Source organism: Tenacibaculum sp., assembly GCF_050290165.1.
In the GTDB taxonomy this organism is placed as follows: domain Bacteria; phylum Bacteroidota; class Bacteroidia; order Flavobacteriales; family Flavobacteriaceae; genus Polaribacter.
Genome location: NZ_JBNKHD010000002.1, coordinates 61,135 through 73,290, shown reverse-complemented (window position 1 = coordinate 73,290; position 12,156 = coordinate 61,135). Strand labels below are relative to the sequence as shown.

The window sequence follows — 12,156 nt, the reverse complement described above, 5'->3', positions numbered from 1 at the left end:
TTTAATAAGTGTTAATGTTTTTCAGCGTTTCCAAACTCATAACTTTTATTTTTTCAGATTCCTTTCTAATAGTTTCAATTCCGATTTTGTTCAGCCAGATTTCAACTTCTTCGTCAAGATCTAAAAAATCAGGTATTTTCTTTAAATCTTCAAGATTGTCCGAGTAAAGTCCGATTACAGGATATGGTTCTCCAAATGGGTTTCTTAAAGGTATAATTTCATACTTTATACTTTTTGGAAGTTCCGTAAACAATTCAGGTAATTTCGTTCGGATAATCTCAAGATACGAAACAATAGAATCCATATTCCAATTCAATTCCTCATAAATTGCTGGTTCTATAATTTCGTAACCTCTTGTTGTTTTTTCTTCCATACTCAAATTTCGTAAATGTTTTACAACAATTCGTATAACCGTCAGTTATCGGTTTGTTTAGTTTGTTTTTAGTTTTAGCAATGTCGTTATTAATTCCGAATAGATTCGAACGTAGTCGAATCCACCGTAATTGCGGTTATACATTGTTGGCTACTGGCTTTTTATTCTATATGATACCATTGATATTCTTTTCCGTTCCAAAATATAATTCCACCACCGTGAGATTCTTCAACGCTCATATAAATTCCGTTTCCAATAAGTTTGAAATTCTTGCTTTCATCTTGTCCGATTATATCTCCCGTTTCTTCATCAACTAAAGTCGGTGAGACAATTTCTCCTTTTGGTAACATTTCAAAAACTTCAATCCAATCTAAGTCTGTCATTTCAGACACTTCTTTTCCTGCTCCAAAAACGTAACTTTCGTTATTTACAGAATTGTGAAGTATTAAAACTCCAATTTTTTGATTGATTTTGTTTCTTACGATAGAGGCGAAGTCAGTTTTGTTATCTCCGTTAAAATCTCCTTTCAGATTTTTGTCAGTAATTAATTCTAAAGAATCAAGAACTTTTGATAAGTCAACTTTTTCAATCGGTTCAACTTTCGGTTTATTCGATTCGACTTTTAACTCAGTTTTTTCTTTTTTAAGTTCAGTTTTTCTTTCCGTCTTTTCTTTACAAGACGAAAAGCATAAAATCAGAACTAAAATTGTCAATGTAAATCTCATTTTTCAGCTTGTTGCCAACGGTCTCGTATAACCGTCAATTATGGGTTTATATGTGTTAATTTTCGGTTAGGCACTGGCATTAGCAATTCCGAGTGGATTCGAACGTAGTCGAATTCGCCTTAATTGCGGTTATACGTTGTTGTAAATAGTACTTTCTAATCAGTTTTTCCTAACACTATTTTACCATAAAAAAACCAAGGAAGAAAAGTCATTCCTAAGGCAAATGGGCTATTCTTTTTATACTTTTTTGCGAGAACTTGATTAATGAAAAATTTAGGAAAAAATCGAATAAAAGGTATAAGTAGAGGTACAATCCACCAAATAGGCTTATTCGTTATTCTTAACAATGTTATATTATTTAAAATTGGAATCAAAGCGTAAGACTTAATTCTATTTTCTTTTTTAAAAAGAAGGTATAAACTTTTGAAATAAATTATAACGATAGCAATTAAAAAGCTAGGAGGAGAAAAAATATTTAGGAGCCATGAGAAATTGCCGCTTTTTAAGAATTCTATAATCGAAATATAAGGTGTGCTAATAAAATACTGTACTAAATCAAAATTATTCAAGTGATAGGGACTAAAATCAGTTAAAATCAAAAGTCCAGTTTTATTTTCCTTTTGTGGGTTATTTACAAATTCATGAATATGATAAAAAGAAAAGTCAATTACCCAACTGAAAATGTAGGACATTAAAACATAAAACAAGGTTACAATCAAAAAATCATAGAAAGAAGTGTTCTTGTTTTTTTCGTAATCTTTATAGGCTAAAAGCAAAAATAACCCGAATATTATTATATAATATGTTTTATTAAATATAGCATCAATTATTATTGTGTCTTCCTGTTTCTCTACATTAAATATCAGATAAAAAATCTTAGTTATGAATGTGGTTAGCAAAACAAAGAACAAACTTTTAGTTAGACTTATTTTAATTATTTCTTTAATATTCATTTAATTGGTATTATTTACAACGGTCTCGTATAACCGTCAGTTACGGGTTAATATGCGTTAATTTTCAATTTAGCACTAACGTTAGCAATTCCGAGTGGATTCGGACGCAGTCGAATCCGCCGTAATTGTGGTTATATATTATTATCTGCCGACTTTTATTTTTTCGTTTTGGGTTTTATTTCAAAGTTACTGTTCAGATTGTATTTCCAGTCGTCAGTAAATTCTAAATAGTATTTTCCATCCTCTGTTGTCAGAATTAATCCTTCCCAACCTCCAGCAATATTAAATTCCTCCCAATTCTCAATAAAGTCAGTCGTTTTAATTCTGATAATGGGGTCTTCCCAAGAGAGCCACGTCAAAAGGGTTTCATATTCAGATATTGAACTTTTTTTCAGCCAGTTTTTTATTTCCTCCTCGTTATTATCATAATCAAAAAAGAACTGAAAATGATTATCCGCTAAATTCCAGTCAATTGTTGAGTGGTCATCATCCCAACTTCTTCCACCAACTCTAATTCCAAGTTGTTTTAATAAGTTCTCAAATCCACCATTTCCACCTTCTTGTCCGTATGATTCAAGAAAAGTCAGATGTTCGTGAAGGAAGTGTTTTTTGTTATTTATTATACTCATTTTTCTGCTTACAGGTAACGTATTTGTATAACTATTGTTACGAGGTTAAAGTTACATGTTTTGTTTAAAAACTAGTGTTAGTAATTACCGAGTGGATTCGGACGAAGTCGAATCCGCCGTAATTGCAGTTATACATTGTTAGTAAGTGGCTTTTTCAAATCTCCATTCGAATCAAAGTTAGGTCGTTCTATTTTTATTTCTTTAATAATTTTTACTTCTGCGCCATCTCCATCTCCCCAAATTGTTCCGTTATCATCAGCCTCGAATATTTTTCCATTTTCAATTATTAAACTCAAGTAAGGATGGTCAACAAGTTTTTCAGGTCCATTTATTATAGTTCTACAATTAAATTTTTCCGACAACTTTAAGGCTAAAAACAATTCGCGTTCTTCAGAATTTTTTTCATCCGTTCTCAATAATGTTATTTTGGTTGGAAATTCGCTTTTATTTGGCTCTATCTGAAGAGCGAAACCAGAAAAGTCAGAGGCTAAATCATCATTTTCTATATTCTTAATTCCGTTAAAGATATAGGTCTTTTTGAAATTTCCTTTCCAATTAATCAAATTTTTAGACGGAAATAGTGAATGAATGAATTCTACCAATTCAATTCTTTTAGGTGATGCTTGAATTCCGATTATTTCCATTGTCTTGATTCAGCTTGTTGCTAACGGTTTGGCTATGGTTTCGTTGCGTGAAAATCCGCGAGGATTTTCCGTCGAAAACCGAAGATAGTAAATTTATCAGGACTTTCCGATAGGAAAGTCTGAAGCAATGAATTATAGCCGGTGTTAGCTTTGTTTTTGAAGAATCAAATCGCTTTTATTTTTATTAGAGTTTATAAAGTCAATTAAACTTTTAATAAAACAATCCATTTTTTTAAAATCAGCCTCATAGCTATATCCAACATTCTTTACTTCATGCATGTATCTCCAGTTTTGGAATGTAAGATTATGCAATGTTAGAAAATTTTTAAGGTTGTTATCTTTTGTCTCTTTGGCGTTAGCTTTACTATCTCCTTGCGATATCACAAGTCTATGACTAGGCAACAATTTTGCTTCATCATTGTTTTCTAGGTGATAGTTAAATCGTTCCTCTATTTCTGCTTTTGAATTGGTTGGTAAATCATTGAAAAGGTCCAAAAGTTCATGTCCTTTAATTGATTTATTACTAGTAATTAAGTGAACTGCTTTTAAAAAAAGTTCAGCAGAAAAGGACATGTTTACTGCTCCCGAAGCAATTCTTTGAAATCCAGTAATTCCATTATCCTTGCTTAAATTATAAGCACAATTAAACCCTACGTCATAGAACCCTTTTGCTGAGTGAAGTAAAAGGTCTAAAATTGATTTTTGTTTTTTGTCGTTCATCTCAAATAACAGCTAACGGTTTGCGTATATGGTTTGCGGCGAGGCAAATACGCCTTAAATTTCTATTTGTAAATTCATTTTCTAAAAATACGAACACTTTGGATTTAGCACTTATTTCGCCATAAACTATATACGCTGTTATGTGCTGGTTTTTTACATAAATTTAGAATCGGTCATTAAGTCAGAAGTATCACTTAAACTTAATACTATAACCTCGCTTTTTACACATTTATTTAAATTCTCAAATGCTTTTTGAGCTTTGTTTCTGTTAAAATAACGGTTAATTATTATTCCTGTAATGTCAGCAATTTGAATTTCCCAATGTTCATCAGATTCCAAAAAATCGCAATTTTCTCGAAATAACTTACTAAGGTTTAATTCACTTCCTGTTTTGCCTTTATATTTATTTAAAAAGGGGTGACCATCTTCTTGCCATTTCTGTAATGTTGGTATTGGATTCTTCTGATTATATGTATGGAATGAATTTCTTAATAATTCTTTCCAATATTGTTTAGCTTCTCGTCCTTTAATAAAGTCTTTATCTATTTTAAATTCTAGATTCAATAAATTTTCTGAATTTGAATCATCTACCATTTCATACAAAATAGAAACTCCAACAGCATTTTCAAAGCTTCTATTTATTAACCTTCTAAGAAGAATCAATTTCATAAAATGTTGGTAATTCATTTTTTTTGCATTCTTGTACCAAATCGATAATTTTTTATAAAAATCAATCCATTTAGGTTTGTCTTTATCCTTTACTAATTCAACAATCTTTTCTATACTTTCAACTTCAATTTTTTTGATTGATTTCATTAAGCTTTCAGGATTCTCTGAAGGCAAAAAACAAATTATTTGATTGGCTACACAAGGTTCTTTTGTGTAAACCATTTCTGTAAATTGATAAAGTTCTTCTTCATCTAATTCGCTACCCTTAATTTCATCTTTTGAGTTAAATTTTTCGGACGGTATTGTTTTAAGCCATAATTCATACTGCTGTTTTTTCATTTCTAATTTTCCTTTTTGTTGTTGTAATAGAACTGCAACAAAAAAGCTTTTTAATTTAGAATCTGGCGAAAAATCTCCTGTTTCATCTATGGCTATAATCATAAGCACGATTTATTTTTAGCTTGCACATAACTAGTTTATATACAGAATAAACTTACCATTATACTCCTTATTTGGTAGGATAAACAGAAGTTCTTAGCAATTTTATTCTTCTTATTTTTTAGCAATATAGTTGTATTTTAGAAACTATCAAAAAGGGTTTTTACAAAAAAAGAACAACTTTTCTTGTTTTTTAGAACATAATTTATACATTTGGCTCAATGTTAAACAACAAAAGACATATTATCTCTATTCCAGCTGTAAGTATTACGGCTTCTTTTGTTGGCACTACAACTACAATTACTACTACAACCCTTTAGGGGTTATTTTCTATACATATCATCTCCGTATATATTTATTTTTTCAAAAGACTTGAAAACAGATAAATAGCTTAAAAAATCTTATTTTTAATTTATTATCCTTTTTAAAATGAACGTTTTAAAATTTGGTGGTTCATCGGTAGCCAACCCTCAAAACATAGAAAAAGTAGTACAAATCATTGCCAATGCATCTGTAAACAGTCCACTTATTGTGGTGGTTTCTGCTTTTGGAAAAACAACGAATAAGCTCATTGCATCGGCAGAACAAGCTGCTCAAAACGATGCTAATTACCTTGAAAACTACCAAGAAGTTGAGTTAGTACATTTTGAAGTAATTGAAAAATTAGTTCCTGAAAATCAACAAGAAGAAGTTAAAACTTATATAGCATCCCTTTTTAAACAATTAAATACCTTGTTAGAAGGTTGTTTGTTACTAAACGAAATTACACCCAAAACGCTAGCTACGATTAGTGGCTTTGGTGAATTGTTATCTTCATACATCATTGCAAGCATAGCTAGTAAGCAACTAGATGTGGTATATAAAGACAGTAGAGAGTTAATCATCACTTCCAATACTTTTGATAAAGCCCAAGTTGATTTTCAAGTAACTAACGCCAATTGTAAAGCCTATTTTGACAAAAATAAGCACCAAGTAACTTTGCTACCTGGATTTATAGCTCGTACAAAAGAAGGGAAATCAACTACTTTAGGACGTGGGGGTTCCGATTATTCTGCGGCTATTTATGCGGCGGCTATAAATGCTAATGAATTACAAATATGGACAGATGTTAGTGGTATGTATACTGCGAATCCGCATCTAGTAAAACAGGCATTTCCTATTCCACATATTTCGTATCAAGAAGCCATGGAGTTGTCACATTTTGGAGCAAAGGTTATCTACCCTCCTACGATTCAACCAGTATTGGAAAAAGAAATTCCTATCCGTATAAAAAACACCTTTGAACCCGAAAATGTAGGAACACTCATTTCTAAAATTACCGAAAACGGAAAACCTGTAAAAGGAATTTCTCATATCGAAAATATTACGCTATTAACGTTAGAAGGAAGTGGCATGGTAGGCGTTTCTGGCATTTCTAAACGTTTGTTCGAAACGTTATCGACACACAATATCAATGTAGTGTTAATTACGCAAGCTTCTTCAGAACATTCTATTTGTGTGGGTATTTATGATGAAGATGCTGAAAAAGCAGCCTTAAAAATCAACGAAGCTTTCGCTTTTGAAATAGAGCGTCATAAAATAGACCCGATTATTGTAGAACAAGGCTTGGCAATTATCGCTTTGGTAGGTGATAAAATGAGAAATCACCAAGGTTTAAGTGGACAAATGTTCAGTTCTTTAGGCAAAAACAATGTAAATATCCGTGCTATTGCTCAAGGTGCTTCAGAAAAAAACATTTCTGCTGTTATCAATAGTTCAGATGCTAAAAAAGCATTAAACACCCTACACGAGCAGTTTTTTGAGGAGAAAGTAAAACAATTGAACTTGTTTGTTACGGGTGTAGGAAATGTCGGAGAACGCTTTTTAGCGCAAATCCATCAACAAAAAAAGTACTTAAAAGAGCAGTTAAAACTGAATGTGCGTGTTGTAGGGATTTCTAATTCAAAACAAATGGTTTTTGATGAAGGTGGTATCAGTTTAAAATCATGGAAAGAGCAATTACAAAACGGAGAAGCAAGTACTTTAGAACGCTTTTTTGAAAGAACAAAAGCGTTGAATCTTCGTAATTCGGTTTTTATTGACAATACGGCTAATCAGAAAGTTTCTGAAATATACGAACACTATTTAGCCAACAATATTGGGGTGGTTACTTGCAATAAAATAGCCTGTGCTTCTGAACTAGATAATTATAAAAAGTTAAAGCACATCTCTAGAAAGTACAGCGTTCCATTTTTATTTGAAACTAATGTGGGTGCTGGTTTGCCTATTATTGACACGCTTAAAAATTTAATTGCTTCTGGTGATCGAGTACATAAAATACAAGCCGTGTTATCAGGTTCTCTAAACTTTGTGTTCAATAATTTTAATGAGAGTACTTCATTTCACGATGTGGTACAACAAGCACAAGAACAAGGATACACCGAACCGGATCCTAAAATTGATTTAAGTGGTGTAGATGTAGCCAGAAAAATATTAATTCTTGCCCGTGAAAGTGGTTATGATTTAGAGCTTTCAAATATTGAAAACAATGCATTTTTACCTAAAAAGAGTTTAGAAACTACCAATAATGATGATTTTTATGCTTCTTTAAACGAGTTTGAAAGCCATTTTCAACAAGTATATAAAGAAGCTGCCGATAAAAATTGTCGTTTAAAATATGTTGCTGAATTCAATGATGGAAAAGCAAGTGTTGGCTTACAACACATTCCGTTTGATCATCCTTTTTATAATTTAGAAGGTAGCGACAACATCGTATTGTTTTTTACAAATAGGTATCCTGTAAATCCGTTACAAATAAAAGGAGCTGGTGCGGGTGCTGAAGTAACCGCTTCTGGGATTTTTGCCGATGTGATACGAATTGGAAATCAATAGTGTATGGAAAAACGTTATCAAAATATCATACAAGTCTATAACAATGTAGCACAAGCGTATCAAGATAAATTTGCCAATGATACTGTGTACAATCATAGTTATGATTTCCTTTTAAAGCATATGGAACCGACTCACCATAATGTGTTGGATGTAGCTTGTGGTTTTGGGAAGATTACGAATTACCTCTTACATCACAATCCTGCACTCACTATTTTAGGAGTGGATGCTGCTGAAAATATGGTGACTTTGGCTAAACAGCACAATCCGAAAGCTTCTTTTAAAGTACTAGATTGTAGAGAAATTACCAGTTTACAACAAGGCTTTGATGTAATCATCTTCGGATTTTGTTTTCCGTATCTTACCAAAGAAGATACTCTAAAACTTATAAAGGATGTTGCTACGATGTTACCTCCAAACGGATTATTATACATCAGCACTATGATTGGAAATTACGAAAGAGACTCTCGTATAACTGCTAGTTCGGATGGGAAGAACTCGATGTTTATCCATTATCATGAACCAAAATATTTGATTGAAGCTTTAGAAGCACAAGGATTTAAAATTTTAGAAAATTACACCAAACTATATCAAGAAGGTGGTGATACCGACTTGTTTTTAATCGCGAAAAAATGAACTATTTAAAAATATTTTCACCTGCAACTGTTGCTAATGTTTCCTGCGGATTTGATGCTTTAGGTTTAGCACTCGAAACTGTTGGAGATACCATGACTTTTACCAAAACGAATACAAAAGGTGTCAAAATTACCCAAATAACTGGTGCTGATTTGCCATCGGATCCACAAGTAAATGCTGCGGGAGTGGTTGCGTTAGCGATGTTAGAAAAACATCCAGCTGATTTTGGAATTGATATCACCATTCACAAAGGGTATACTCCAGGAAGTGGTTTAGGGAGTAGTGCTGCCAGTGCTGCGGGAGCTGCTTTTGGTGTGAATCAGTTATTAGGAAATAGCTTCTCCCCTCTTGAATTGACCCAATTTGCGATGTTAGGAGAAGAAGCTACTTGTGGAACTCCGATTGCCGATAATGTTTCTGCTGCTATTTATGGTGGTTTTACGTTGGTGCGTAGTTATGAACCTTTAAGTATTGTAAAGATTCCTGTACCTGCTGATTTAAGAGTGGTGGCTATCCATCCTCAAGTTGAAGTGAAAACCAAAGATGCCAGAGCGGTATTGCCAAAAGAAATTACTTTAAAAGATGCGGTTACACAATGGGCTAATGTTGGTGGTTTAATTAGTGGATTACACTCCAATGATTATCAATTAATCGCAGATTCATTAACCGATATCATTGTTGAACCTGCTCGTAAACACCTGATTCCTCATTTTGATGAAGTGAAGCAACAAGCAATTAAAGCAGGAGCTTTAGGAGCAGGAATCTCAGGTTCTGGTCCTACAATTTTCACTTTATGTAAGGGAGATGAAACTGCAGAAAATGTTTACAAAACCATTCAGAATACTTATCAAGACAAACAAATTGATTTTAACATGATTCTTTCTAAAATCAATACAGAAGGAATTAAAATTTTAGACATTAACTAATATTAAATGTTCGCTGAGCGTAGTCGAAGTGAAAAAAACAAACACGAAATTATGAACTATTATAGTCTCAATCATAAATCACCTAACATTAGCTTTGAAGAAGCTGTAATAAACGGATTAGCTCCAGATAGAGGATTGTATTTTCCTGAAAATGTTACGCCACTATCAAAAGAGTTTATTGATAATATTGGTGAATATTCTAATGAAGAAATTGCATATGAAGCCATCAAGCAATTTGTGGGTGATGAAATCCCAAAAGGCGTTTTACAAAAAATCATTAAAGAAACCATCAATTTTGAATTTCCTGTGGTATCTATTGAAGAAAATATTGGTACACTAGAATTATTTCACGGACCTACCATGGCTTTTAAAGATGTTGGTGCTCGTTTTATGGCACGTTGCTTGGGGTATTTTAATCGCGATAAAGATCAACAAGTAACCGTATTGGTTGCTACTTCTGGTGATACTGGTGGTGCTGTTGCTAATGGATTTTTAGGAGTTAAAGGTGTAGATGTAGTTATACTCTACCCTAGCGGAAAAGTAAGCGACATTCAAGAAAAACAATTAACAACCTTAGGACAAAATATTACTGCTTTAGAAGTCGACGGTGTTTTTGACGATTGCCAAGACATGGTAAAAACTGCTTTTTTAGATGCAGATATCAATCGTACGTTAACCTCAGCTAACTCTATAAATATTGCACGTTGGTTACCACAAATGTTTTACTTTTTCTTTGCCTATAAACAAGTGTATAAACAACATAAAGAAGTAGTTTTTTCAGTGCCTAGTGGAAATTTTGGGAATATTTGCGCAGGAATTATGGCGCAAAAACTAGGATTACCTATCAAACATTTTGTGGCTTCGACCAATGTAAATGATACTGTTCCTAAGTATCTAGCAAGTGGTGAATACCACCCTAAACCATCTAAGGCTACCATATCGAATGCTATGGATGTAGGAAATCCAAGTAATTTTATTAGAATTCAAGAATTATTTAATAACGATTTAGCACTTTTAAAAGCAGCTTTTTCTTCTTTTTCTTTTTCTGATGATGAAACTCGTGAAGCCATGAAAAATATCTATGAGAACTCTAATTATATTGCTGATCCGCACGGAGCCGTTGGATATTTAGGTTTGAAAAAGTATGGATTACAAAACGAGTTTGGAATTTTCTTAGAAACAGCACATCCTGTTAAGTTTTTAGACGTTGTTGAAGAGGTTTTAAATGTTAGTGTTGAAATTCCACTACAAATAGCATCAGTAATAGACAAACAAAAAGAAGCTATACTAATTAGTTCCTATCAAGAATTAAAAGATTTTTTAAATGCATAAAACCAAAAAATGCCTCAAATTTGAGGCATTTTAATTTTCTATAAACTTCATTTATAATTTATTCTTTACTTCTGTTAGCCCTTCTTTCATTGCATTGTCAAATTGAGAATTTGGGTAATCTTTTATTCCTTTTTCAAAAAACTTACTGGCATTTTTATAATTTTTGTACTTTAAATAAAACTGCCCTAGCCTATTTTGCCAATACGCATTTTGATATCTTTTAGTTTCTAAAACATCTTTAAATTCTTCCATAAAAAAGCTGAAGTATTTGAAATTATCTCGTTTCCATGCTAACCATATCAAGGCATTTTTAGTACTGTTATCTATTCTACCATCACCTCCAAAACGTTTGGCTCTTTCTTTAAAATAAGATTTTAGATAAGGAATCCCTCCTGCTTTTTCATAAGCTTCAATACTCTCAAACACCAACGAATCGTAATTATGATAATAATACATAATTCCTTTGTACATAGCTAAATGCGGCATTGTTTCATGTACCTCATCATTAAATAATTCATATTTCCAAAGTAAATTTTCAGGATTGTGTTTTTTTAATATTCTATTAAACTCTTCTGTAGATTCAATATTATATATATCCTTTTTTGAGTTTGCTATATATAAATACACATCATTCTCTGATTTAAAACTTTTAACAAGTTTTTCAGGTGCTAATCCTCCGTCTGTTATAATTGCTCCCTGAAATAAATTGCTTTCTTCTAAAATGAGTCCACTTATATAATGTGCTGCATCTTCCCATCCATAAATAATACGCTCATTTGTAGTTCTAAAGTTAGAATCTATAAATTTAATTGCTTCATTTTTTAAAAAAGAGGTAAACTTTTTCTTTTCGTTATTAAAAAGAGTTCTTCTTAAAGGATTTCTATTTTTTATGCCAACAACGATCATTTCTGGAATTGCTCCAGATGTTCTCAATGATTTCTGAATAGCTACACCGTTGGTAAAAAACCACTGACCGTCTAAAATGTACAAAACAGGGTATTTTTCTGTAGAAGTAGTATAGCTATCGGGTAAATAAACCTGAATCTCTCTATCTTGATTTAAAACGGTTGATTTAATAGTATAATTAGTTCCTATGGTAACTTTACTTTCTTGTGTTTGAGAAAATGAATATAGGGTACAAACTAGAGTGAGTAATAGCATAATATGTTTAGTCATTGGGTAAAAGTTTAAACTCAAATGTAAAAATATGATTGCCAAATAATTAACATTTGAGTTTTTTTAT

General features: G+C 32.1%; 12 protein-coding genes. 4 read left to right on the top strand and 8 right to left on the bottom strand.

Annotated elements, in window-relative coordinates; all coding sequences use genetic code 11:
* Nucleotide 1: 1 nt before the first annotated feature.
* The 7 genes from ACQY6M_RS02265 to ACQY6M_RS02235 all read right to left on the bottom strand — a co-directional run bounded on the left by ACQY6M_RS02265 (nt 2) and on the right by ACQY6M_RS02235 (nt 5,154).
* Nucleotides 2-373 (bottom strand): hypothetical protein, encoded by a 372-nt coding sequence (locus ACQY6M_RS02265; protein WP_428740191.1) that lies wholly within the window; start codon nt 371-373, stop codon nt 2-4.
* Between the two features lie 161 nt (nt 374-534).
* Nucleotides 535-1,098, bottom strand: a complete 564-nt coding sequence (locus tag ACQY6M_RS02260; protein ID WP_428740190.1) for a hypothetical protein — start codon at nt 1,096-1,098, stop codon at nt 535-537.
* 155 nt (nt 1,099-1,253) lie between these two features.
* Nucleotides 1,254-2,051, bottom strand: a complete 798-nt coding sequence (locus tag ACQY6M_RS02255) for a DUF5684 domain-containing protein (RefSeq protein ID WP_428740189.1) — start codon at nt 2,049-2,051, stop codon at nt 1,254-1,256.
* A gap of 155 nt (nt 2,052-2,206) precedes the next feature.
* Entirely contained in the window at nt 2,207-2,680 is a 474-nt protein-coding gene (locus ACQY6M_RS02250) for a hypothetical protein (RefSeq protein ID WP_428740188.1), read from the bottom strand.
* 128 nt (nt 2,681-2,808) lie between these two features.
* Nucleotides 2,809-3,324, bottom strand: a complete 516-nt coding sequence (locus ACQY6M_RS02245) for a hypothetical protein (RefSeq protein WP_428740187.1) — start codon at nt 3,322-3,324, stop codon at nt 2,809-2,811.
* Nucleotides 3,325-3,468: 144 nt separating this feature from the next.
* Entirely contained in the window at nt 3,469-4,044 is a 576-nt protein-coding gene (locus tag ACQY6M_RS02240) for a hypothetical protein (protein WP_428740186.1), read from the bottom strand.
* A gap of 153 nt (nt 4,045-4,197) precedes the next feature.
* Nucleotides 4,198-5,154 carry a DUF3800 domain-containing protein gene (locus ACQY6M_RS02235; RefSeq protein ID WP_428740185.1) on the bottom strand — a complete coding sequence of 319 codons (957 nt, stop codon included), beginning with the start codon at nt 5,152-5,154 and terminating at the stop codon, nt 4,198-4,200.
* 426 nt (nt 5,155-5,580) lie between these two features.
* Between ACQY6M_RS02235 and thrA the strand changes: the two genes are divergently transcribed.
* The 4 genes from thrA to thrC are packed head-to-tail and all read left to right on the top strand — an operon-like array spanning nt 5,581 to nt 10,913.
* Nucleotides 5,581-8,022 carry a bifunctional aspartate kinase/homoserine dehydrogenase I gene (thrA, locus tag ACQY6M_RS02230; protein ID WP_428740184.1) on the top strand — a complete coding sequence of 814 codons (2,442 nt, stop codon included), beginning with the start codon at nt 5,581-5,583 and terminating at the stop codon, nt 8,020-8,022.
* A gap of 3 nt (nt 8,023-8,025) precedes the next feature.
* Entirely contained in the window at nt 8,026-8,655 is a 630-nt protein-coding gene (locus tag ACQY6M_RS02225; RefSeq protein ID WP_428740183.1) for a methyltransferase domain-containing protein, read from the top strand.
* Nucleotides 8,652-9,581: a homoserine kinase gene (locus ACQY6M_RS02220; RefSeq protein ID WP_428740182.1), complete on the top strand. Its 930-nt coding sequence runs from the start codon at nt 8,652-8,654 to the stop codon at nt 9,579-9,581. The genes ACQY6M_RS02225 and ACQY6M_RS02220 overlap by 4 nt, the downstream gene beginning before the upstream one ends.
* Before the next feature lie 51 nt (nt 9,582-9,632).
* Nucleotides 9,633-10,913 carry a threonine synthase gene (thrC, locus tag ACQY6M_RS02215; protein WP_428744905.1) on the top strand — a complete coding sequence of 427 codons (1,281 nt, stop codon included), beginning with the start codon at nt 9,633-9,635 and terminating at the stop codon, nt 10,911-10,913.
* A gap of 51 nt (nt 10,914-10,964) precedes the next feature.
* Here thrC and ACQY6M_RS02210 read toward each other — a convergent pair whose 3' ends face one another.
* Entirely contained in the window at nt 10,965-12,089 is a 1,125-nt protein-coding gene (locus ACQY6M_RS02210; RefSeq protein ID WP_428743011.1) for an alpha/beta hydrolase-fold protein, read from the bottom strand.
* Nucleotides 12,090-12,156: the final 67 nt, after the last annotated feature.

Bases quoted from the DNA above. Each gene is read 5' to 3' on its own strand.
- thrA (WP_428740184.1), top strand. From the start codon at position 5,581: ATGAACGTTTTAAAATTTGGTGGTTCATCGGTAGCCAACCCTCAAAAC.
- ACQY6M_RS02220 (WP_428740182.1), top strand. From the start codon at position 8,652: ATGAACTATTTAAAAATATTTTCACCTGCAACTGTTGCTAATGTTTCC.
- thrC (WP_428744905.1), top strand. From the start codon at position 9,633: ATGAACTATTATAGTCTCAATCATAAATCACCTAACATTAGCTTTGAA.
- ACQY6M_RS02265 (WP_428740191.1), bottom strand. From the start codon at position 373: ATGGAAGAAAAAACAACAAGAGGTTACGAAATTATAGAACCAGCAATT.
- ACQY6M_RS02250 (WP_428740188.1), bottom strand. From the start codon at position 2,680: ATGAGTATAATAAATAACAAAAAACACTTCCTTCACGAACATCTGACT.
- ACQY6M_RS02260 (WP_428740190.1), bottom strand. From the start codon at position 1,098: ATGAGATTTACATTGACAATTTTAGTTCTGATTTTATGCTTTTCGTCT.
- ACQY6M_RS02235 (WP_428740185.1), bottom strand. From the start codon at position 5,154: ATGATTATAGCCATAGATGAAACAGGAGATTTTTCGCCAGATTCTAAA.
- ACQY6M_RS02245 (WP_428740187.1), bottom strand. From the start codon at position 3,324: ATGGAAATAATCGGAATTCAAGCATCACCTAAAAGAATTGAATTGGTA.
- ACQY6M_RS02225 (WP_428740183.1), top strand. From the start codon at position 8,026: ATGGAAAAACGTTATCAAAATATCATACAAGTCTATAACAATGTAGCA.
- ACQY6M_RS02210 (WP_428743011.1), bottom strand. From the start codon at position 12,089: ATGACTAAACATATTATGCTATTACTCACTCTAGTTTGTACCCTATAT.
- ACQY6M_RS02255 (WP_428740189.1), bottom strand. From the start codon at position 2,051: ATGAATATTAAAGAAATAATTAAAATAAGTCTAACTAAAAGTTTGTTC.
- ACQY6M_RS02240 (WP_428740186.1), bottom strand. From the start codon at position 4,044: ATGAACGACAAAAAACAAAAATCAATTTTAGACCTTTTACTTCACTCA.